Genomic DNA, 22,260 nt, shown 5'->3' with positions numbered 1-22,260 from the left:
TCCGTATTCGCCGTGGCCCGTGTATCTCCCGTTACCGGTAGCCCTTGGCCAGCACTTCGCGGGTATCAGCGGTGATCTTCGCAACCAGCTCCGGTGCGAGCGGCACCCGCGGCGGCCGGCAGCCGCCGCCCGGCCGTCCGGCGAGATCCATCGACAGCTTGATGGCGTGCACGAATTCGGTCTTGGAGTCCCAGCGCAGCAGTTTGTGCAGCTCGCGGTAGAGCGGCAGCGCCTTGTCCAGGTCCCGGTTCACCGCGGCGTTGTACAGCTCCACCGTCACCTGCGGGATGGCGTTCGGGTATCCGGCCACCCAGCCGACCGCGCCCGCGATGCCGAGTTCCAGCACCACATCGTCGGACCCGACGAGCACATCGAGTTCCGGTGCGAGTTCCTTGATCTCGTAGAAGCGCCGCACGTCGCCGGTGAACTCCTTGACGCCGACGATCAGTCCTTCGGCGTGCAGTTCGGCCAGGATGTCGGGGGTCAGGTCGATGCGGGTGTCGATCGGATTGTTGTAGGCCACGATCGGCAGGCCCACCGCGGCCACGGTCCGGTAGTGGTCGAGGATCGAATCCCGGCCGCCGCGATAGGTATTGGGCGGCAGCAGCATGACCGCCTGCGCCCCTGCTTCGGCGGCCTGTTCGGCCCACCGGCGCGCCTGCAGGGCCCCGTAGGCCGCGACACCCGGCATGACCGTGAATCCCGCAGGGGCCGCGGCGATTGCGGTGGTCACCACCTTGGCGCGCTCGTCGTCGCCGAGGGTCTGATATTCGCCGAGTGAGCCGTTGGGGCTCACGCCGTGGCAGCCATTGCCCGCCAGCCACGCCACGTGTTCGGCGTAGGCGTCGTAGTCGACCGAGAGGTCTTCGTTGAACGGCAGGGTCGTCGCGACCAGTACCCCGTGCCAGGGCTTGTCCACCGATGACGTGGTCGTTTCGGGCATTGCGGCCTCCGATCCTTCAGTGCTGTGTGACATTGCACTGAAGCTAGTCGGTGTGGCCGGGGTCACGCAAGGGGTTGTGCTCGGTTATGCAACGTGACATGGCATAGAATTTCCGGGACCGATCGAATCAGCCGTGGGGAGCGATCACGTGAGCATCGACCAGTTCACCCAGATGGAGAAGGTCAGCCTGCGCGACCGGGTCTCCCGGGCGCTGCGCGCGGCCATCATCGCCGGTGAAATGGAGCCCGGCGTGGTGTATTCCGCGCCCACCCTCGGCGCTCGATTCGGCGTCTCCGCCACACCCGTCCGCGAGGCGATGCAGGATCTGGCCCGGGAGAACCTCATTTCGATCGTGCCCAACAAGGGATTTCGCGTCACCGAGGTCGCGGAGAAGGATCTCGACGACATCACCCAGATCCGCCTGCTGCTCGAACCCCCGATCGTCCGCGATGTCACCCCGCTGATCCCGGCCGCCGACTTCCCGCTGCTCCGCGACCTCGCGGCCAAGATCGTCGCCGGCGCCGAACGCGGTGACCTGGTCGAATACACCGCGGCGGACCAGGTTTTCCACCTCACCCTGCTCGGCTACGCCGGTAATCCCCGCGTCACCACCCTGGTCTCCGACCTCCGCGACCACACCCGCCTCTTCGGCCTGGCCTCGCTCGCCGAGAAGGGGGAACTCGTCGACGTGGCCCGGGAACACTTCACCATCGTCGACCTCATCGAATCCGGTGATCGGCACGCCGTGGAAGCCTTCATGCACACCCACATCAGCCAGGCCCGCGGCCGCTGGGCCAGGCCCGCCGACTGAGCGGAATCGCACTGCGCACAACCATTCCCGATGGTCGTGCGCAGCGCTAACGTTCACTGGTTGTCTGTGTTGTGGAGGAGTGTGTGGTGACCGCTGAATCGATCGTCGATCTCGAAACATCCCTGCATCCGCTCGACGATCCGATCCGGACGTCGCTACGCGGAGCGCATCGCCGATTCGCCGGCTGGGTGGGGCGGGTCGGCCGCTATGACCCCGAGGTGGCCGAATTCGTCGGCCACCCACCGGAATTGGACGATCAGGACTGGACCGACCTCGCCACCCTGCTCGGCCCCGGCGGCGGCACCGCGCTGCGCGGCTTCGGCCATGTGCCCCCGTCCGGCTGGGTCGTGCGCGGCGCATTCGGTTCGGTGCAGATGGACGGCAGCGCCCTGCGCGTCGCTCCCGATCCGGACCTGGATGTGCTGACCGCGGCGGATGTTCCGGAAATCCTGGAGCTCATCGCCCGGACCGAACCCGGCCCGTACGCGCCGCGGACCATTGAAATGGGCACCTACCTGGGAATCCGTATCGACGGCAGACTGGTCGCCATGGCCGGTGAACGCATGCACCCGCCCGGCTGGACCGAGATCAGCGCCGTCTGCACCGACCCGGAATTCCGCGGAAAAGGCTTGGCATCGCGCCTGATTCGCGCGGTCGGCGCCGGAATCCGCGCCCGCGGCGAAACCCCGTTCCTGCACGCCCGCGCCGATAACGTCACGGCGATCAGCCTGTACGAAACCCTCGGCTTCACCCTGCGCAAACGCTCCATGCTGACCCTCGTCCAAGCGCCGCTTTCCTGACCGCCGGCGGCGCCCGCCGCCCGCGAGGTACAGACTGGTCTCATCAGAGGAGGAGAAATCATGGCCGCACGGCAACCGAAGATCCCCGGACCCGACCACCCGATCACCGTCGAGAAGACGGGCCGCCGCGTCGTGGTGCGTGTCGGCGAGACCGTTCTCGCCGACACCACCGGCGCCCTGACCTTGCAGGAAGCGAACTACCCGGCAGTCCAGTACGTTCCGCTCGCCGATATCGACAGCAAGGTGCTCACCGCCAGCACGACGCAGACGTACTGCCCTTACAAGGGAGACGCCTCGTACTACACGATCAGCCTGCCGGACGGTGAGCTGACCGACGCGGTGTGGTTCTACCCGGAGCCGTACGACTCCGTCGCGGATATCGCCGGCCACGCGGCCTTCTATACCGATCGAGTGGACGTCGTGGTCGATAGCCGGTAGTCCTGACCGCCGACTGCGAATCAGTGTGCGCGCCGGCCGTATTCGACGAGGGCGGCGGGATCCTGCGTCAGCCATCCGTCACTGATCAACTGCCGGTAGGCGTCCCGCGCGGCCTCGGTGACCGGCAATGATTCGCCGTCCGGGACGAGTCCCAGGGCGAGGGTCAGGTCCTTCGCGGACTGGATGCTGGTAAACCAGCCGGCATGCTCGGGGTCGAACATGACGTCGATGCGATTGCGCAGGCCCGGGGCCAGCATCGGCGACTCCCGAAGCATGCCGGTCAAGGTGGCGTCGTCGATGCCCGCGGCGCGCCCGGCCCGGACGGTTTCGGCGACGGCGGCCAGTTGCGTCAGCAGCATCTGGTTGTTCAGCAGCTTGATGACGGCCGCGGTTTCCGGGCGATCACCGGCATCGAACGCACCTGCGAAGACCCGCCACACCGGCGCGAGGGCCGCCCGGCCGGATGCCGGGCCGCCGAGAATGAATCCGGCCGCACCCGAGCGGACGGCCTGTGGCGCGCCGACGATCTGGGCATTGACGAAGCTGTCGCCGTACGCCTGCGAGAGCGCCGTGATGACCTCGGGCGCAACGGTTCCCGTATTGACCACACGGGCCAGGGACCAGGCCTTGCGCGGCTGGCCATCCGGCACCGCGAGTTCGAGGGTGCTCTTGTCGTCGGCGAGGAAGAGGAAGACGGCCTCGCAGTCATCGCTCACGTCATCGGGGGAGTCCATGATCGTGGCGCCCTGCTCGCGCAGCTCCTCCGCCCGGCCGGGAGTCCGGTTCCACACGCTGACCGCGTGCCCTTCGTCGAGCGCCCGCCCCGCGAATGCGCGTCCCATCCTGCCCATTCCGATGATCGCTATACGCATCTGCTGCTCCTATCCGATCTGCCGGTGAATTCCGCTGTCTCCAGCATCAGGCCCACAACCTCATCGCGTCCAACGACCATTCGAGATTATCTTCATCTCCGAACGCGATAGGTTCGAGGGATGGAGATACGGCAACTCGAATACTTCGTGGCCGTCGCCGACGAACTCAGCTTTTCCCGCGGCGCGGCGCGCGTACATGTGGTGCAGTCGGCCGTCTCCACCGCCGTCAGCAAGCTGGAACGCGAGCTCGGCGTCACCCTCTTCGATCGATCCAAACTCCGAATCACCCTCACCGCAGCGGGAATCACCTTCCTCGCCGAAGCCCGCGCCACCCTGGACGCGGCGCGACGGGCCCGGGAATCGGTGACCGGATTCCACGGCCGGCTCAGCGGCACGGTCGAAATCGGAATTCTGCAGTCCTCCGGGGCCATCGACGTGCCCGCGGTATTGGGCCGCTTCCACCGGGCACATCCACTGGTGTCGGTACGGCTGCGGCAGAGTACCGCCGGATCCGCGGGTCACCTGGCAGCCGTCGCCGACGGCTCATTGGAACTGGCGCTGGTCACCCTGCCCGATAAGCGACCACGCGGCGTCACCATGCAGGTGCTCCTGGATGAGCCGCTGGTATTCCTCTGCCGCCCCGACCATCGGCTCGCGGACCGCGAGCAGATCGCAATCACGGATCTCGCCGCGGAGACCTTCATCCGCTTCACGACCGGCTGGGGCATCCGCACCCTCGCCGACCGAGCCTTCGCCGACGCCGACCTCGAACCCGTATCACCCTACGAGGTAGGCGATTTGGCCACCACCGCCGGATTGGTCCGGCACGGTCTCGGCACCACCCTCATACCCGCCTCCGAGGCAGCCCGATTCAGCGACCTGCGCGCCGTCTCACTCGAATCCCCTTTGCTGTGGCAGGTTCTGCTCGCCACACCGCCCCCGGACCGCATGTCAGCGGCCGCCCGGGCGATGGCCGACGCCCTGCGTCGGACCTTCGAAAACGTTGCAGGATAGCCGATGTCGGCAAGCACCGACATCGGCTACTCGGAAACCGGATTCGGCGCCGGTCTCAGGACTGGGCGAGGCCGATGGTGTTGCCTTGCACGTCCTTGACGATGGCGACCTGCTTGCCGCCGCCGACATCGTGGACGTTCTCGGCCACCGTGCCACCGGCCTCGACCAGGGCCTTGACCTCGGCTTGGATGTCATCGACGGTCCAGAACGGGGTGCCGTCGGTGAGGCCGCGCTGCTGGCCGTTGGGGACCAGGCCCACCGCGACGCCGTCGGAGGTTTCGAAGTGCACGTAGTAGGGCTGGTCCATGAGCGGCTCGACGCCGAGCAGCGCTGTGAATTGTGCCTTCGCGGTGGCGATGTCGCTGACCGGGTAGAGGATGGCGTCGATCTTCTTCGTCATTGGAGTGCTCCCTTGTCTGTGTTCCGAACTTCGTTGACACCAACGCTAGGGGTGCTGCCCTGGCCGCCGCTTCTCGATTCCTGACCACCTCGAACTTCTGCAAGGTGTTCGGCTGACCAATACTCTGCAGAGGCTGGAAGCTTGGAAAACCACTTTGACAGGTAGATATGTCCGTTTTTCGACGATTGATTGCGGTGGCCGCGGCTGTGGCGGCGACCTTCATGGTGTCGCTGCCGGAGGCGCAGGCGCAGACCATCGATCCGGGGCTGGTGACGCGTGCGGTGGCGGCGGACTCTTACGCCAAGACTCGGCCCGGGGTTACCGGGATCGTTGTCTACGACCGTACGACGGGGGCCGTCTGGGAGAACACGAATGCGAATACGCCGGTGTGGGCCTGTTCCACCGCCAAGCTGGAGATGGTCGCGGATCTGTTGTTACGCAATGAATCCGGGGCTATCACGCTCACCGATGATGACCGCGATCTGATGCACCGGATGCTGAACGTCAGCGATGACAACGCTGCCGACACACTGTGGAAGCGTTACGGCGGTGCGAGTTTCGGTGGGGACCTCGATCGCTTCGGGATGACTTCGACGACGTTCCGGACTCCGCAAGCGCCGTACTGGGGGTGGGAGCGCACCACGGCCGCGGATCTCGATCGGCTGATCAATTCCGCACTGTCGCAGCTGAATTCGGATGATCGCGACTATCTGGTGAGTGAGATGCGTTCGGTGGGCAGCGATCAGCAGTGGGGCGTGTGGGGCGCCGGGGCAGCCGCGCAACCGGGCACCAAGGACGGCTGGTCCAACGACAACTCCGACGGCTCCTGGCTGGACAATTCCGTCGGCTTCGTTGGCCCGGACGAGCGGTACACCGTAGCCATCACCGGAAATACCGAAACGGTGGCGGGCGGCGACCAGATCGGCCGGGCGACCGACACCCAGGTCGCGAACCTGCTGTTCCAGGGGTACTTCGGCTGACCCCGGACCGCTGCACGCCAGCGCGATGTGAGGGCGGTGCAAGAGGCCGGTGCGAGGGTCGATGACATGACCTGGAAAAGCGGCCCACGTGCCGAAGGGAAGACGTTTCTGGTGACCGGCGCGAGCGCGGGGATCGGGTATTTCGTCGCCGAACAGCTCGCGGGCACCGGTGCGACCGTGGTGCTGGGCTGCCGTGACGCCGAAAAGGCCGGCCTTGCGATGCAAGCGATCCGGACACGGGTTCCGGACGCTCGGCTACATTCCGTGCGGCTGGATCTGGCGGATCTCTCATCACTGCCCGCGACGGTGGAGACTCTCGGCGTCGACAGGCTGGACGCGGTCGTGCTCAATGCCGGGATCGCACTCTCCGGCCCCGACCGCCGCCTGAGCGCTCAGGGGCATGAATTGATATTTGCGACAAACCATCTCGGGCACTTCGCGCTGATCGCACAGCTGGCACCGATATTGACGGCCACCGCCGGCAGCCGGGTGGTCACGGTGGGTAGTTTCGCGGCGCGATCGGAACGGCTGGATCTCGCGGATCTGCAGTCCGAGCACGACTATCGGCCCAAACGCACCTACGGCCGATCGAAGCTGGCCCAGATGCTGTTCGGATTCGAACTGGATCGGCGGCTGCGCGCACACGGCGCCGACGTCGCCAGCATTGTCGCTCACCCGGGCGGCGCGCTGGACTCGTTGACCCCGTCGCGGCCGCCACTGTTCGTTCGCACCACGGCCCAGCACCTGCGCGGGCTGCCCGCGGGTGTTGTGTTGCAGGGCAAAGAGGCGGGCGCCCACAGTATTGTCCGAGCCGTGCTGGATCCCGAGATCACCGGCGGTCAACTCTGGGGACCCAGGGTTTTCGGCGGCATCCGCGGCAAACCGCACCGGGAAACGCCCCGCGCACACATGACCGACTCCGACACCGCCGCCGAACTGTGGACCGCCAGTGCGGCACTCACCGGCGCCGATCCGCTCCTGCGTCCGCGGGCGCTCGCCCGGCTTTGATCAACCTGGTATTTCCCTGAGCAAGTGGGTCGAGGCCACCGGTTGGCCGGAATCCACAGCATGATGGTGGGATGGCCGAGCGGGTGAGCGCATGCGCGCATTACTGATATTGATCATCGTCCTGGCGATTGCGCTGGTCGTCGGTGACCGGGTGGCAGTCGTGATGGCGCAGAACGAGATCGGCCGCAAGATCGCCGCCGCCTACAACCTGCCGAATCAGCCGAGTGTCGACATCACCGGCATCCCGTTCCTGACGCAGGCCGTCGACGGGAAATACCAGAAGATCGACATCCGCGTCGGCGACTGGAGTCAGGAGAAGCTCTCGGTCCACAACCTCGATGTGACGCTGACCGATGTCTCCGCGCCGCTGAGCGATGTGCTCCAGAACCGCACGTCGAACCTCGTCGCGGCGACAGCCTCGGCGACCGCGGTGGTGCCCTACGACACCGTGCAGGGCTTCGCGCCGACCGGAGTGAAGTCGATTTCCAATGGCCCGGACGGATTGCACGTCACCGGAACGTTCTCGGTGGAGGGGATTCCGGTGCCCGCGACGGTTGTCGTCACCGTCGCGCCGACCAGCGACGGTATCGAGGTCACTCCGGTTTCGGTGCAGGCCGCGGCGGGCGGGCCGACGCTCTCGCTGTCCTTGCTGAAGCAGGCGCTCACCTTCACCGTGCCGTTGGAGAAGCTGCCGCTGGGCGCGCAATTGACGTCCATCCAGCCGGGCGCGAACGGCCTGCAGGTGACCGCGGTGGCGCATACCGTGCGCTTCTCCAACCTGCCGTGAGCCTGTTCAGGTGAGGGATCGGCTCGCCGCGCGCAGGTCTTCGAGGGCCGCCAGCGTGCAGGGCGCCAGTGCGGCATCATCAGGGGCCTGCAGCCATTGGGCGTAGCCCTGTTTGAACGCGAGGACGCCCAATTCGCTGGCGAGATGCGCGGTCAGGTCCGGCACGCCGCGGGTGCGCAGCGCGTCGGTCATGGCGGCAGCCAGGCCCACGCTCTTGAGCGCATCACGTTGCTGCAGTTCGCTGTTGGCGTCGATGGCGGCCTTCAGCCGTGGGGCGAGTTCGCGGTTCATCGGACCCATTGCGCTGGAAGCGCGTTCGAGGCCGGCCGCGACCGCTTCGAGCGGGGTGGCGCCGGTGGGCGCCTCGGCGATCCCCTCGGTCAGCAGCCGGCACAGGGTCTCCTGTCCCGCGGCCAGCAGTTCGCGCTTGTCCGGGAAGTGCCGGAAGAAGGTGCTCTTGGTGACTCCGGCGCGTTCGGCGATCTGTGCCACCGTGGTGGCGTCGTAGCCCTGCTCGGTGAACAGGTCGACCGCGGCAATGACGAGCCGCTCACGTGCTCCGGGTTCCCATCTGGCCATGTGTTCATACTAGGTGATGGGACAAAAGTGCCGTCGCTGCGCTACAGTGATGAGACAAGAGTCCCATCACTATCGAAGGGTAGCGATATGCACGTCTTCATTACCGGCGGAGCAGGTTTGATCGGCTCGGCCGTCGTCGCCGAACTACTCACCAACGGCCACACCGTCCTCGCGCTCGCGCGCTCCGACTCCTCCGCCGCAGCCCTCGAAACCGCGGGCGCCGAGCCCCTGCGCGGCGACCTGGCCGATCTACCTGCCCTCCGCGCCGGCGCCGCCCGGGCCGACGGCGTCATCCACCTGGCCTTCGCCAACGACTTCAGCAGCCCCGACGCCCTCGCCGCGGCGGTCGCCGAGGAAGGCGCCGCCATGGCAGCCCTCGGTGCGGAACTCATCGACAGCGACCGCCCGTTCATCACGGTCTCCGGCACGCCGTACGTGCCGGGCCGCGCATCCACCGAAGCGGATCCTGCGTCGACCGACGGACCGGTCGGTGGCCGCAGCCGCTCGGTCGCGTCGGTGCTGGACCTGGCCGCCCGCGGCGTGCGAAGCGCGGCGGTCCGCCTGCCGCGCACGGTCCACAACGAGGGCGCAGGCGGATTCGCCGGCCTGCTCACCAACATCGCCCGCCGCACCGGCGTGGTCGGCTACCCCGGCGACGGCGCCCAGCGCTGGCCCGCCGTACACGCACTCGACGCCGCCGTACTCTTCCGCCTGGCCCTCGAAAAGGCTCCCGCCGGAACGGCGTGGCACGCGGTAGCCGACGAGGGCGACGCCGTCCGCGATATCGCCGCGGTCATCGGCCGCCGACTCGACCTGCCCGTAAAGTCCGTCCCGCAAGAGACTTTCGGTCCCCTCGGCCAGATCTTCGCCACCGACCAGCCTTCCTCCAGCGACCACACCCGCCGGACCCTCGGCTGGCAGCCCACCCACCCGAGCCTGCTCGCCGACCTGGAGAACATCCAGCCCTGAGAACCGGCTCGAATAGGTCACCAGGCCAACGGCATTCGAGTCGTCAGAATGCGTCGGGATAGGCGGCGGTGGCGCGGATTTCGACGAGCAGCCCGGGGCTGGCCAATGCGCTGACGCCGATCAGTGACCAGGTCGGGTAGGGCGGGGCGATCAGCTTCGCCTTGGCCGTGGAGAACCCGGGCAGGTGCCGGTGGATGTCGACGTGGTAGCTGGTCACATCGACGAGCGCGGAGAGGTCGAGACCTTCCAGTCGCAGGATTTCCTCGATGCGCCGGATCGCGATCTCGGTTTGCTCCTCGATGTCATCGGGAATGGTGCCGTCGGCGCGGCGGCCGATCGTACCGGCGATGAAGAGGAGCCCGTGCGAGCGAACCGCGGCGGAGTAGCCGAAGTTCGCGAAAGCGCTGACGGTTTTCCCGAATACTTCGGAGTCCTGGGGGATTTCGACGGTATGGCTGGTCATTTTCGATGTCTCCCTTTATGTTTCGACCGAGTCGTGAAGTTCAGTTGCCCCAACGGGACGAGCCGTAGGAGTGCTCCATGCGGGTCCTGCCGAAGGTCTCGCGTTCGCGCAAGACCTCACCGGGGAACGAGTAGCGGGGCGCGTTCTTCGGGTTTTTCACGGCCTGCGCGACGATCGCGTCGGTGAGCGAACGGGCCATGTCCAGCCGCGGGTACACGGCGTGCACGGCCTCGGCTTGCGCGTCGGTGAGCGCCCCGAGGTGATCGGCTCCCATCGAGCCGCCGAAATCGAAGGTGACGCCTTCGTGGACGAGCACGCACAGCGCCCCGCGGCGCTGTGCGATACCCGACGAGGTGTGCAGGGCGATCGCCTGCCACACCTGATCGGCGTCCGCGGCGGATATCCCGCGCGCGGTGAGGAATTCGGCGGCGCGATCGGCGCCCTCGACCTCGAATCGCTGACTGTGCGGGCCGTCCGCCGCGACACCGAGGTCGTGCATCGCGCACGCGGAGAACAGCAGGTCGTCGTCGTAGTCGCCGCCCGCGGACAGGCCGAGGCGGCGGGCCACCAGCCTGGCGAACAGGTAACTGCGGACGCTGTGGTTGAACACCGCCGCCGTCTCCACCGAGCGGATCAGATCCACCACGGCGTCGGCGAGCGGTGTCCCGGGCAGCGTGATCAGGTCGGCCGACCCCTCGGTGGGCGCCTCATGAATTGCTTCGGTCATGTTCCGAGCCTGCCCGGTATGGCTCTCACCTGGCGATAGGCAATATTGCCTCACCTCGTTAGGATATTGCCATGGCGTCTCATCGGATCGCGATCCTGGCCTTGGACGGGGTCCTGCCCCTCGATCTGGCGATCCCCGCGCAGATCTTCTCCGCCCGGCCGGAGACCCCGTACGAGACGACGGTGTGCACCGTCGCCGCGCAGGTGCACACCGCCGGGGCCTACACCGTGCTCACCCAGGGCGACCTGGATCAGGTGCGCGCCGCCGACACTGTGATCGTGCCGGGGTCCGAGCCGCCCAGCCGGCCGCCGGAAGCCGTACTCGCCGCTCTCGCCGCGGCGCACGAGCGAGGCGCGCGGATGGTGTCGATCTGTACGGGCGCCTTCGCACTGGCCGCGGCCGGCGTGCTGGACGGTCTGCACGCCACCACCCACTGGCAGTACATCGATGATCTCGAACGCGAATTCCCCGCTGTGACAGTGGATCGCGACGTGCTCTACGTCGACGAGGGAGACGTGCTGACCTCGGCCGGAGTGTGCTGCGGCATCGACCTGTGCCTGCACATCGTGCGCCGCGACCTCGGCGCGGTGGTGGCCAACCGGATCGCCCGCGGCCTGGTCGCCGCCCCGCATCGCGAAGGCGGACAAGCGCAATACGTGCCCGCGCCCGTCGCGGTATCCGGCGAGGCGTCGCTGTCCGGCACTCGTGAGTGGGCTCTGCAACGCCTCGGCGAGCCGGTCACACTGCGCCAATTGGCAAGGCACGCAGGTCTTTCGCAGCGCACGCTCATGCGCCGGTTCACCGAGGAGACCGGCACGACCCCATTGCAATGGTTGCTCCACGCCCGCCTCGGCCGGGCTCGGGAACTTCTGGAGACCACCGATCACACGATGGACCGCGTCGCTCAGGACTGCGGACTCGGCACGGCCGCCAACCTGCGACTGCACTTCCGGCGGGTACTGGACACCACCCCCACCGCCTACCGGCGCACCTTCGGGAGGTGAAGCCGGCCCGGAATGTGTGGGGCATTGCCGTTGTTTCCCCGGAATTCGGAGTCGAGTTGTCGGACCGGAAGGAAATGTGCCTCATGTCACAAGAATTGGCCGGTGACCCGTCGATCCATCTCGAGGAACTCTTCACCGATTTCCGGGCGGGCTCGCTGCGGCTGCGGAACAGATTCGCGATGGCTCCGATGACGAGAATGAAATCGCCGGGCGGCGTGCCGAATACGGAGAATATCGACTATTACCGTGCGCATGCCGCCGGTGGCGTGGGCCTGATCATCTCCGAGGGGACGTATGTTCGAGGTCCGGCCGCCGGTCCGCAGGCGAATGTGCCGCGGTTCTACGGTGACGACAGCGCTGCCGGCTGGCGGGCGGTGGTCGAGGCGGTGCACGCCGAAGGGGCCGCCATCGTGCCGCAGCTGTGGCATACCGGGTTGGAACGAGGAGACAGCCCCGAATTCGAACCGGCGGTACAGTCCGTGAGCCCGTCCGGCGTGAATTACACCGGGCAGCGGGTGGGCCGGGCGTTGACGGCCGCTGATCTCGACACATTGGTCGAGTCGTATGTGGAGTCGGCTCTCCTGGCCCAGCGGTTGGGTTTCGACGGTATCGAACTGCACGGAGCACACGGGTATCTGCTCGACCAGTTCTTCTGGGCCGCAACCAATCACCGTGACGATGCGTACGGTGCCACGCGCCGCGGGCGTGCCGCTTTTCCGGCCCGTGTGGTCGCCGCCATCCGGGCGGCCGTCGGTCCCGATTTCCCGATCATCTACCGCTATTCGCAGTGGAAGGGCGCCGATTACACCGCCACCATCGCCGAGACGCCGGGTGAACTCGAGGAGCTGCTGACACCGCTCGTCGACGCCGGTGTCGACATCTTCCACACTTCGCTGCGTCGGCACTGGCTGCCCGAGTTCACCGCTTACGCGGATGACCTGAGCCTGGCCGGCTGGACCAAGAAGATCACCGGGCTGCCGGTGATCACCGTGGGTTCGGTCGGGGTGGACAAGGTCTTTCGCGGCGATCGGATCGACGAGACTCAGGCCCAGCGTTTTCGTGTCCTGCAACAGCAATTCGACCGCGGCGAGTTCGACATCGTCGCGATCGGCCGGGCATTGCTGGCCGATCCGGAATGGGTGAACAAGGTGCGCGACGGAAACCTCTCGGAGATCACACCTTTCAGGTAATTCCACATTATGGGATCGACTGTCCATGAAATGGGACGCACTGTTAGCCTGGGTAACGTGACCGCCGATTCGAGTTCGCTGCAGCCCCGCGAGTGGGACGCCACCACCTACGACGCCCTGCCGCTGCCCCATGAGCGCTGGGGCCGGCGCCTGCTGACGACCTTGCCGCTGCGCGGCAATGAAACCGTCCTCGATATCGGCGCCGGCACCGGCCGCGACACCGCCCTGCTGCTGGACCGCCTGCCCGACGGACACGTCATCGCCGTCGACGGCTCGACCGCGATGCTGGCGCGCCTGCGTGACCGGCTGGCCGACACTGCCGCCGACCGCCTCACCGTCCTGGAGGCGAACCTCAACGCGCCGTTGCACATCGACGCCGATATCGATGCCGTGTTCTCGGTGGCGACACTGCACTGGCTCCCCGACCACGACGCGGTATTCCGCTCACTGGCCGGCGTCCTTCGCCCCGGCGGCATCCTGTGCGCCGAATGGGGCGGCGCGGGCAATCTCGCCGGAATCGAAGCGGCCCTGGCCGATATCGACCTACCCGCCCTGAACGGCCCCTGCCACTTCGCGACCGCCGAGGACACCGCACGTCGGCTGGAAGCAGCCGGCTTCGTCGACATCGAGGTAGCACTGGTACCCGACCCGGCCCACCTGGAACCCGGCGCCCAACTCGAATCGTTCCTATCGACAGTCGTACTGGGCGCGGTGCTGGATCCGCTGCCGGAATCGGAGCGGGCGGGGGTGGTGCATGCGGTAGCCACGCGCCTGCCCGAACCGGTCATCGATTACGTACGCCTGCAAGCCTCGGCCCGGCTGCCATAACGGGACGGTAGCGGAGTGGACTCCGGGTAGCGAATTGGCTACTAAGGGTTGGCATTCGGGTTAATTGCAGTAGGCTGGTTGCTTGTCTATCCCTGTAAGCATGGATTGATCCGGACTCCGTGATGAAAAGAACCGTGAGCCTTGTCATCCCGGCGAAGAATGAAGCACGAAATATCGCGGGGGTGCTCGAGCAACTGCCCGACGATATCACCGAGGTGATACTCGTCGATGGCAACTCTACCGATGCCACGCTGGTCACTGCCAGAAAATACCGACCGGACATTTTGATTGTGCCGCAGCAAGGTACGGGCAAAGGTAGCGCCCTGCGGGCCGGGTTCTTCGCGGCTACCGGGGACGTCATCGTGATGATGGATGCCGACGGGAGTATGGCGCCGCAGGAGATCTCGCATTTTCTGCACTTTCTCGATCATGGTTATGACTTCGTCAAGGGGTCGCGGTTCGTCGGGGGCGGCGGGTCGCTGGATATTACGCGGCTGCGGCGGGCGGGAAATCGGTTCCTGCTGGCGGTGTTCAATACGCTGTATCACGCACGGCTTACTGATCTTTGTTATGGCTTCTGCGCATTCGATCGGCGCTATCTGGAGCATCTCGACCTGACGGCGACGGGTTTCGAGATCGAAGCCGAGATGACGGTGCGGGCCATGCAGGTCGGGTTGCGCATTGCCGAGGTGCCCAGTTTCGAGATGCCCAGGCGCGACGGGCGATCCAACCTACATGCCGTGCGGGACGGCTTCCGGGTGCTCGGGGCCGTGCTCGCGGGCCATCGGCTCGGCGCCACCGGACTCCGGACCCGGGCCGCCCACGCCGGGCCCGCACTGCCGGTGACGCCGGCGGAGTCGCTGTGAGCACTGCACGGCAAATCAGCGTCGAGGACCTGCCGGTTGCGTGCACCGAGATCGAACTCAGCGCGCCCGCAACGGAACTGGAGATCGACGACAATCTCCCCGCGCCGCACCGGATCCTGGCGCTGGTGCGATACCACACCGATCCGATCGGTGTCGTCCTCCTGGACGCGCGCCTGGGCCGGGCCTGGGCCGCACACGAATCCACGGTCCGGACCGCGATGGCGGACGAGGTTGCCGAGCATCTGCGGACGGACGCGATCACGCACTGTGCCTGGCGCCGGCAACGAACCGCGGCGCAGCCGCCGTCGATCACGGTGATCGTGGCGACCCGCGGCCGCCCGCACAGCTTGCACCGGTGCCTCGATGCCCTATTGCGGATGGACTATCCGCGGGCCGAGATCATGGTGGTCGACAACGATCCGCCCGACGAGGCCACCGCCACAATGATTTCCGAGCACTTCGGCGCCAGAGTCCGCTACCTCCGGGAGCACCGGCGAGGTCTGGCCGCAGCGCACAATCGCGGCCTGGCCGAGGCCGACGGCAGCATCGTGGCCTTCACCGACGATGATGTCATCGCCGACCGCCACTGGCTCACCGCACTCGCCGAGGGCTTCGACGCCGACTCGAACGTCGGCTGTGTCACCGGTCTGATCCTGCCCGCCCAGCTCGAGACGCCCGCCCAACTCCTGCTGGAACAACACGGCGGCTTCGACAAGGGCTTCGCGCGGCGCGTCTTCGATATGGACCGCAATCGCCCCGATGACCCGCTGTTCCCCTTCACCGCCGGAAGATTCGGCTCGGGCGCCAATATGGCCTTCGATACCGCGGTACTGCGCGGTCTGGGCGGTTTCGATCCCGCGATCGGCGCCGGCACCCGCGCCCGCGGCGGCGATGATCTCGCCGCGTTCTTCCGCATCATCGTGCGCGGCCACCGGCTGGTATATCAGCCGAGCGCCCTGGTCCGCCATCACCATCACCGTGAGATGACGGCCCTGCGCAATCAGGTGTACGGCTACGGTGTCGGCCTCGGCGCCTATCTGACCAGCGCGCTCGTCCACGATCCGAAAATGGTGGGGCCGTTCGTGCGCCGGCTGCCGCGCGGTGCGGCCTACGCGTTCTCCGGGACGTCGGCGCGGCAGCAGCGGTCCGACGGCCTCCCTGCCGAGTTGGCCGGATTGGAGCGCCGGGGTGTGCTGTCCGGTCCGCCGGCGTACGCGGTCAGCCGCTGGCGGACCCGGCATGCGGTAGCCGGGGCCGGGGGTTGAGCGGCGGTCTCGCGACCGACGCACCCGAGACGCCGGGAATTCGGGCCCGGGGGTTCCGGGCGCAGCTCGCCGAGATGCGGAACCCATTGGTACGCAACGGCATGCTGCTGACCGTCAGTTCGGGGCTGTCGGCGATCGTGGGGCTCGGGTACTGGACCGTGGCGGCCTGGCGCTACTCGCCGGCCGCGGTCGGCAGTAATTCGGCGGCCATCTCGCTGACCATGCTGGTCGCCGCGATCGCACAGCTCAATCTGTCCGGCGCCATGGTGCGATTCGTCCCGGCCGCCGGTGCGCGCACGCGACGGCTGGTCGCGGTCGCCTATCTGGTCAGCACCGGTATGGGGATCGTCGCGGGCGTGGTGTGCGTCGCGGCCATCTGGCTGATCGCGCCGGGCGTGACCTTCCTGGAAGACGTTACGGCGCAAGCGATGTTCATCGCGGCGGTAGCCGCCTACGCGCTGTTCGTGCTCCAGGACGGCGTCCTGACCGCATTGCGCCGCACCCCGCTGGTGCCGGTCGAGAACGTCCTGTTCTCGATAGCGAAGCTGGTGCTGCTGATCGCACTCGCCACCGCACTGCCCGTGCGCGGGATCTTCGCGTCCTGGGTACTGGCCCTCGGTGCCGCGGTGGTGGTGGTCGGCCTCTTCCTGTTCACTCGCGCGATCCCGCGGCGGCAGCGCGAGAGTGCGGCCGTCGATCGGTTGCCGCCGCTGCGCGATATCGCCCGGTTCGTGGCCGCCGACTATGTCGGCTCGGTCTTTTCGATCGCCTCGGTGACCGCGATGCCGGTGCTGGTCGTCGCGCTGCTGGGCCCCGCGCAGACCGCTTACTACGCCATCGCCTGGGCCATCGCGAATGCCGTCCACCTCATCAATGTGAATATGGGGACGTCGCTGGTCGTGGAGACCGCGGCCGATCCATCCCGATTGGCCGCCGAGGCGAGACGAGTCGTAGCCCGGACCGTCACGATATTGCTCCCGGCGGTGGCGGCGGTGACCGTGCTCGCCCCGTACGTGCTCGGCCTGTTCGGCGATGGATATCGGTCCGGTACAACAGCATTGCGGCTGCTCGCACTCGCGGCCCTGCCGCATCTGCTCGTCTCGACCGCGATCAGCGCGACGCGGGTCCGGCGAAAGCTCCGCCTGCTGCTGACGATTCAGATCACCATGTGCCTGTCGACGCTCGGGCTCGGTGCGATGCTGATACCGCGGTTCGGTCTCCGGGGCGCCGCCATGGCCTGGCTGGCCACCCAAATCGCGCTGGCCGCAGCACTACTCGCCCGGCGTGACCTGTGGCTCACCACCGGAACGACCACGCGGTGGTGGCTGCGGGCCGTGGGAGCGACGATTCGGCTGGCAACCCATACGCCGCTGCGGCCCTATTTACGGCCCGCCTCGCAGCGCCTGCGCTCACCCGGGCACGCGCGCGCCGGCGCGCGGACCCGGCGCGCGGTCGAGAGCGAACTGCCGGGCGATATACATGTCCTGCAAGTCCTTTCGACCGTCACCGACCTGCAAGTGGCCTTGCTCGGCGACGATCACGATCACCCCACCGCGGTCCTCAAGATCGCGCACACCCCGCAGGCGGTGCACGACCTCAGCGCGCAATCCCGCACCCTGGCCCGCCTGGCGGACACCCCCGAACTGGGGGACTGGCGCATCCTGCTGCCGCGCATCGTGGACCTGCGCGCGCACGGCGACACCCTGATATCGGTCGAATCGTTCCTGCCCGGAGTCGATATGACAAGGGTGCTGACGACGCATCCCGACCGATCCACGCCCTTGACCATGGAGGCGCTGGCGACGATCGACGAATTCCATCGGCGCACCGGCACGGTCACGGTTGTCGACGATGCCCTGCTCAGCAAGTGGGTCGATCGGCCGCTGCGGCAGCTGGCCCGGGCGTGTACCACCATGTCGCCCAGATCCACCGAGACGGTGCGGCGACTGGGCAGTGTGCTGCACACCGCCCTGGCCGGTCGCCGCGTCCATATGGGCTGGGCGCACGGCGATTTCCACGCGGGCAATGTGCGGCTGCGCGGAGCGGACGGGGGAGTGACCGGCATCGTCGACTGGGGCGGCGCACGTCCCGAGCAGCTCACCGTGCTGGACGGGTATCTCATGGTGCTCACCACGCGCTGCCTCGTCGAGGATCGGGAGCTCGGTGCCGTTGTGCGGCAATGTCTCAGCGCCGGTGGTCTCCCGCCTGCCGAGCGCGAGCCGATGGAGATCGCCTGGGGCACAACCCGAATCGGTGAGATCGATGAACAGGCCGCGATCCTGCTGACCTGGCTGCATCACATCGTGGGCCTGTGGACCAAGTCGGCGGCCTACCTCGAGCGGCCCGTCTGGTGGTCCCTCAATGTCACCCCGGTGCTGCGGGCTTTCGCCACGCTCGCACCCGCGGCGCAGAAACAAGTGCGTGACGCACCGCCCGCCGCACCGATTCCCGACGCTGAATCGCCGACCGTCGACGTGGTCATCTGCGCCTACACCGAAGACCGATGGCAGGACCTGGTCGACGCCGTCGCCTCGATACACGACCAGACCCGCCCGGTACGGCGGATCGTGGTGGTCATCGATCACTGCCCGGCCTTGCTGCGCAGGGCAACCCGCGAGCTGCACGATGTCACCGTCGTCCCGAACCGGAACGCGAAGGGCCTCTCCGGCGCCCGCAATACCGGAATCGCCGAGGCCACCGCCGATATCGTCGCCTTCCTCGATGACGATGCCGCAGCGGCCCCGGATTGGATCGCCGCGCTGATCGTCCCGTACTCCGATCCGGCCGTCCTCGGCGTCGGCGGCCGGGTCGAGCCGAAATGGCGTGGCGCGCGACCGGGCTGGTTCCCGCCCGAATTCGACTGGGTCATCGGCTGTAGTTACCGCGGCCTGCCGACCGGACGCGCGGCGGTACGCAATCACATCGGCGCCAATATGTCGCTGCGCCGCGGTGCGCTGGTGGAGTCGGGCGGCTTCGCAGGGGAATTGGGCCGCATCGCCGGTCGCCCGCTGGGCTGCGAGGAAACCGAGCTGTGCATCCGGGTGAGCCGGGCCCATCCGGGCGGAATGCACATCTACGAGCCCGCGGCCGTCGTCCATCACACGGTGCCGGAGGAACGCACTACATGGTCGTACTTCCGGGCGCGATGCCTTGCGGAAGGACAATCCAAGGCGGTGGTGCGCCGTCTCGCCGGCGCGCAGGACGGATTGTCCAGCGAGCGGGCCTATCTCACGTCGACGATTCCGCGCGGGGTAGGGCACCAGCTTGCGCGAGTGGCACGCGGCCACCGCGCCGGACTTGCCGGTGCGGGCGCACTGCTCGCGGGTGTGGCGCTCACCGCGCTGGGCTATGCCTCCGGCACGATCCGCCCGCCGGAGGCGGAGACCCGATGGCCGATCAGCCGATATCTGCTGCGGCACAGTGCTTTCGCTGGCCTGCCGGTGGCGATGCTGCTGTGGGCGTTGTCGCTCCGCCACATCGATCTCGCGCGAATCGGTGACTACGGGCTGCTCCCACTGCTGCCGGTCACCTTCTGGTCGGCGCTGGTAGTCCTGCTGACCGGTTTCGCTGCCCTGGTGCGTAATTCGCGCACGCCGAGTGCCCTGCTCGCGGCGCACATCGGCGCCCTGATTGCCATCCTGCATGCCACGCCGTGCATCGTCTACGGCACACTCCGATATTCGTGGGCGTGGAAACACGTCGGCCTCGTCGATTACTTCCTGCACCACCAGGGCACCAACGCCGCGCTCCAGGAATTGTCCGCCTACCAGTACTGGCCCGGGTTCTTCAATCTCAATGCGCTGCTGGTGCAGGCGAGCGGCCTGCATTCCGCGCTCGGCTATGCGATCTGGGCGCCACCGGTTTTCAATGCGCTGCTCATCGGCCCGCTGGTGCTGATCTTCCGCACCGCCACCACCGACCGCCGCCTGATCTGGTCGGCCGTGGCCATCTATGTGCTCAGTGCGTGGGTCGGCCAGGATTACTTCGCACCCCAGGCGGTCGCCTACTTCCTGTATCTGAGCCTGATCGCGTTGTGCCTGCACTGGTTCCGCCGCAATGTCGCCGTGCGCCCGCGGCAGCGCGTGCTGCTGACCGTGCTGGCGCTGCTGCCCATGTCGGCGGCCATTATCGTGATCCACCAGCTCACCCCGCTGATGGTGGTGTCCGGCCTGGTCCTGCTGGTGCTGCTGTGCCGGTATCGGGTCGCGCTGCTCGCCGCGATCACCCTCGCGCTCACGGTGAGCTGGGATCTCGTACTGGCCGGGCCGTGGATTCGCGGCAATCTCGGCAATATCCGCTCCACGATCGGATCGATCTGGCACAACACGCATTCCGGGTTCATCAATCTGGGCCTGGCCAGCCACAGCCAGGCCGTGGTGGCCCGGATCGACCGATTGCACAGTGCGGGTGTGTGGGTGCTGGCGGGGATCGGGTTCGCCCGCCGGTTCCGGTACCGCCGCGATTTCGCGCTGGTGCTGCTGGCGGTGGCGCCGCTGCCCGTACTCGCCGGTAATGACTACGGCGGCGAGATGATCTTCCGGGTCTACTTGTTCGGATTGCCCTTCGTGGCGTTCTTCGCGGCAGCGGCCCTTTACCCGCGCCCTTCGTCCGGGCGTTCGCTGCGTACGACGGCCGGCGTCCTGGCTGTCGTGCTGCTGCTCCTGACCGGTTTCGTTTTCGGGTATTACGGCAAGGAACAGGCGAACTACTTCAGTCCCGAGGAGGTCGCCGCCGCCGAATTCCTGTACGACGTCGCGCCGCCCGGATCACTCATCATCGGGGCGACCAGTAACTTCCCTTGGGCATTCCAGCATTACGAGGTCTACGACTACATGTGGTTCGCACTGCTCGAACCCAAGGACCGGCAGGCGGTGCTCGATCACCCCGTCGCCATGTTCTCCGACTACCTCGACCCGAAGCGGCACCCGCACGCCTTCGTCATCCTGACCCGCAGTGAGACAGCCGATGTCGAGATGACCGGTGAGCTTCCCAAGGGCGCACTGGAACGGGTCACCGCAGACCTGACCGGCTCGCCCAGATTCCGTGTCATCTACCGCAATTCCGATGCCCTGGTGATCACGGCGAACCCTCCCGCTCCACAGGAGGCGACGAGATGAGCCTGATGAACCGGCGGAAAACCTTTCCGCGCATACGAATCCGGCACCTGTTGCTCGCCGCCTCCGGATGGCTTGCACTCGCCGCCTACACCTATCTGCCGCCCGGCATGCCGGTGCGAGTGCTGGCGGTGTTCGCCTTCGTGCTGTTCTGCCCCGGGCTCGCGGTATCGGGGCTGTTGACCGAGGACCGATTGCAGCGGTGGGTGCTCACGGTGGCGTTGAGCATTTCCTTCGGTGTGCTGGTCACAGTGGCATTCAACGAATTACACGACGACTCGACGGTGCAGCGACTGGCCGGGCTCGCCGCGGTGACGACAGTCGCGACGATAGCCGCGGCGTGGTTGTCGCACGGTGTACCCGGGGACGGGGGAGACCAATGACCATCGTCCCGATCCTGTTGTACCACTCCATCACCGACGATCCACCCGGCTGGATTGCGCCGTACACGGTCACACCGCGTGTCTTCAGCGAGCATTTGAGGCTCATCGCCGACAGCGGCCGGACGGTGCTGACCGTGTCCGGCCTGCGTGCTGCCCTCGCGGGCCACGCCGAGCTTCCCGCCCGGCCGATCGTGCTGACCTTCGACGACGGCTTCGCCGATTTCGCTGCTGCGGCAACGACACTCGCCGACGCCGGCATGCCGAGCACGCTGTATGTCACCACGGGCGCCCTCCGCGGCCGGAGCAGCCGCCCTTCCGGCCTGGCGCTCCCGCCCGCCCCGATGCTCGACTGGTCACAACTCGTCGGCCTCGCCGCGCTGGGCGTCGAAATCGGCGCCCACACCCATACGCATCCCCAACTCGACACGATCGGCCCGGCAGCGGTCCGCGACGAACTCGTCCGCTGCAAGGTTCTACTCGAAGACGCGCTCGGCCAGGAAATCACCGATTTCGCCTACCCGCACGGATTCCACACCGCGGCACTACGCGACACCGTCGAGGCGGCCGGGTACCGATCGGCGTGTGCGGTCGGCAATGCGCTCAGCTCCGCGGCCGACCACCCGTTCGCCCTGGCCCGGCTGACCGTCCGGCCCACCACCTCCATGACCACCCTGCGCGCTTGGCTCGACGGCCGTGGCGCGCCGGTCGCCCCGCAGGCGGAGTTACTGCGCACGAAGGCGTGGCGCACCTATCGGCGATGGCGCGGAACGAGATCCGCGCGCGGTGTCATCGCCGGCATCGACTGACCGGAGTTCTCAC

General features: G+C 67.3%; 21 protein-coding genes and 1 pseudogene. 16 read left to right on the top strand and 6 right to left on the bottom strand.

The genetic code is table 11. The features are described from left to right. Positions 1-31: 31 nt before the first annotated feature. Complete coding sequence (locus ACIP5Y_RS31330) at positions 32-943, bottom strand: dihydrodipicolinate synthase family protein (RefSeq protein WP_400355526.1); 912 nt, start codon at positions 941-943, stop codon at positions 32-34. Positions 944-1,091: 148 nt separating this feature from the next. Here ACIP5Y_RS31330 and ACIP5Y_RS31325 point away from each other — a divergent pair, with 148 nt between their 5' ends. The 3 genes from ACIP5Y_RS31325 (at position 1,092) to ACIP5Y_RS31315 (ending at position 2,992) form a co-directional block, all read left to right on the top strand. Continuing rightward, positions 1,092-1,754, top strand: a complete 663-nt coding sequence (locus tag ACIP5Y_RS31325) for a GntR family transcriptional regulator (protein ID WP_400355524.1) — start codon at positions 1,092-1,094, stop codon at positions 1,752-1,754. 86 nt (positions 1,755-1,840) lie between these two features. Continuing rightward, positions 1,841-2,554, top strand: coding sequence for a GNAT family N-acetyltransferase (locus ACIP5Y_RS31320; protein ID WP_400355522.1), 714 nt, complete (start codon positions 1,841-1,843; stop codon positions 2,552-2,554). Between the two features lie 60 nt (positions 2,555-2,614). Next, positions 2,615-2,992, top strand: coding sequence for a DUF427 domain-containing protein (locus ACIP5Y_RS31315; RefSeq protein ID WP_400355520.1), 378 nt, complete (start codon positions 2,615-2,617; stop codon positions 2,990-2,992). 20 nt (positions 2,993-3,012) lie between these two features. Here ACIP5Y_RS31315 and ACIP5Y_RS31310 read toward each other — a convergent pair whose 3' ends face one another. Beyond that, positions 3,013-3,864: an NAD(P)-dependent oxidoreductase gene (locus ACIP5Y_RS31310; RefSeq protein WP_400355518.1), complete on the bottom strand. Its 852-nt coding sequence runs from the start codon at positions 3,862-3,864 to the stop codon at positions 3,013-3,015. A gap of 120 nt (positions 3,865-3,984) precedes the next feature. On the opposite strand from ACIP5Y_RS31310, the gene ACIP5Y_RS31305 reads away from it, so the two are divergent. Further along, on the top strand, positions 3,985-4,878 hold the full coding sequence (locus ACIP5Y_RS31305) for a LysR family transcriptional regulator (RefSeq protein ID WP_400355516.1): 894 nt from the start codon (positions 3,985-3,987) through the stop codon (positions 4,876-4,878). Positions 4,879-4,933: 55 nt separating this feature from the next. On the opposite strand, the gene ACIP5Y_RS31300 is transcribed toward ACIP5Y_RS31305, so the two are convergent. Next, positions 4,934-5,278 (bottom strand): VOC family protein, encoded by a 345-nt coding sequence (locus ACIP5Y_RS31300; protein WP_400355514.1) that lies wholly within the window; start codon positions 5,276-5,278, stop codon positions 4,934-4,936. A gap of 194 nt (positions 5,279-5,472) precedes the next feature. On the opposite strand from ACIP5Y_RS31300, the gene ACIP5Y_RS31295 reads away from it, so the two are divergent. From ACIP5Y_RS31295 to ACIP5Y_RS31285, 3 genes are all read left to right on the top strand, one after another. Further along, positions 5,473-6,258, top strand: coding sequence for a serine hydrolase (locus tag ACIP5Y_RS31295; RefSeq protein ID WP_400355512.1), 786 nt, complete (start codon positions 5,473-5,475; stop codon positions 6,256-6,258). A gap of 66 nt (positions 6,259-6,324) precedes the next feature. Then, positions 6,325-7,266, top strand: coding sequence for an SDR family NAD(P)-dependent oxidoreductase (locus tag ACIP5Y_RS31290; RefSeq protein WP_400355510.1), 942 nt, complete (start codon positions 6,325-6,327; stop codon positions 7,264-7,266). Positions 7,267-7,357: 91 nt separating this feature from the next. Beyond that, positions 7,358-8,053, top strand: a complete 696-nt coding sequence (locus ACIP5Y_RS31285) for a DUF2993 domain-containing protein (RefSeq protein WP_400355508.1) — start codon at positions 7,358-7,360, stop codon at positions 8,051-8,053. A 6-nt stretch (positions 8,054-8,059) separates the two neighbouring features. Here ACIP5Y_RS31285 and ACIP5Y_RS31280 read toward each other — a convergent pair whose 3' ends face one another. Further along, on the bottom strand, positions 8,060-8,632 hold the full coding sequence (locus ACIP5Y_RS31280) for a TetR/AcrR family transcriptional regulator (RefSeq protein WP_400355506.1): 573 nt from the start codon (positions 8,630-8,632) through the stop codon (positions 8,060-8,062). Positions 8,633-8,719: 87 nt separating this feature from the next. On the opposite strand from ACIP5Y_RS31280, the gene ACIP5Y_RS31275 reads away from it, so the two are divergent. Next, positions 8,720-9,601 carry an SDR family oxidoreductase gene (locus ACIP5Y_RS31275; RefSeq protein ID WP_400355504.1) on the top strand — a complete coding sequence of 294 codons (882 nt, stop codon included), beginning with the start codon at positions 8,720-8,722 and terminating at the stop codon, positions 9,599-9,601. 43 nt (positions 9,602-9,644) lie between these two features. Here ACIP5Y_RS31275 and ACIP5Y_RS31270 read toward each other — a convergent pair whose 3' ends face one another. Next, positions 9,645-10,064, bottom strand: a complete 420-nt coding sequence (locus ACIP5Y_RS31270; protein ID WP_400355502.1) for a Rid family hydrolase — start codon at positions 10,062-10,064, stop codon at positions 9,645-9,647. Positions 10,065-10,104: 40 nt separating this feature from the next. Then, positions 10,105-10,791, bottom strand: a complete 687-nt coding sequence (locus ACIP5Y_RS31265; protein ID WP_400355500.1) for an HD domain-containing protein — start codon at positions 10,789-10,791, stop codon at positions 10,105-10,107. A gap of 71 nt (positions 10,792-10,862) precedes the next feature. Here ACIP5Y_RS31265 and ACIP5Y_RS31260 point away from each other — a divergent pair, with 71 nt between their 5' ends. From ACIP5Y_RS31260 to ACIP5Y_RS31225, 8 genes and pseudogenes are all read left to right on the top strand, one after another. Next, positions 10,863-11,795 carry a GlxA family transcriptional regulator gene (locus ACIP5Y_RS31260; protein WP_400355498.1) on the top strand — a complete coding sequence of 311 codons (933 nt, stop codon included), beginning with the start codon at positions 10,863-10,865 and terminating at the stop codon, positions 11,793-11,795. A 74-nt stretch (positions 11,796-11,869) separates the two neighbouring features. Next, entirely contained in the window at positions 11,870-12,985 is a 1,116-nt protein-coding gene (locus ACIP5Y_RS31255; RefSeq protein ID WP_400355882.1) for an NADH:flavin oxidoreductase, read from the top strand. A 30-nt stretch (positions 12,986-13,015) separates the two neighbouring features. Beyond that, complete coding sequence (locus tag ACIP5Y_RS31250) at positions 13,016-13,813, top strand: class I SAM-dependent methyltransferase (RefSeq protein WP_400355496.1); 798 nt, start codon at positions 13,016-13,018, stop codon at positions 13,811-13,813. Between the two features lie 131 nt (positions 13,814-13,944). Next, positions 13,945-14,679, top strand: a pseudogene (locus tag ACIP5Y_RS31245) (glycosyltransferase family 2 protein); the annotation flags it as partial. Then, on the top strand, positions 14,676-15,944 hold the full coding sequence (locus tag ACIP5Y_RS31240) for a glycosyltransferase (RefSeq protein WP_400355494.1): 1,269 nt from the start codon (positions 14,676-14,678) through the stop codon (positions 15,942-15,944). The pseudogene ACIP5Y_RS31245 and the gene ACIP5Y_RS31240, both read left to right, overlap by 4 nt. Positions 15,945-16,018: 74 nt before the next feature. Then, positions 16,019-21,061 carry a glycosyltransferase gene (locus ACIP5Y_RS31235; protein ID WP_400355492.1) on the top strand — a complete coding sequence of 1,681 codons (5,043 nt, stop codon included), beginning with the start codon at positions 16,019-16,021 and terminating at the stop codon, positions 21,059-21,061. Further along, positions 21,058-21,441 carry a hypothetical protein gene (locus ACIP5Y_RS31230; RefSeq protein ID WP_400355491.1) on the top strand — a complete coding sequence of 128 codons (384 nt, stop codon included), beginning with the start codon at positions 21,058-21,060 and terminating at the stop codon, positions 21,439-21,441. Before ACIP5Y_RS31235 ends, ACIP5Y_RS31230 begins: the two co-directional genes overlap by 4 nt. Next, positions 21,438-22,247 (top strand): polysaccharide deacetylase family protein, encoded by an 810-nt coding sequence (locus tag ACIP5Y_RS31225; protein ID WP_400355489.1) that lies wholly within the window; start codon positions 21,438-21,440, stop codon positions 22,245-22,247. The genes ACIP5Y_RS31230 and ACIP5Y_RS31225 overlap by 4 nt, the downstream gene beginning before the upstream one ends. Positions 22,248-22,260: the final 13 nt, after the last annotated feature.

This window comes from Nocardia sp. NPDC088792, from assembly GCF_044750615.1.
GTDB lineage: Bacteria > Actinomycetota > Actinomycetes > Mycobacteriales > Mycobacteriaceae > Nocardia.
The sequence above is the reverse complement of the archived record's forward strand: the minus strand, read 5'-3'. Positions and strand labels throughout refer to the sequence as shown.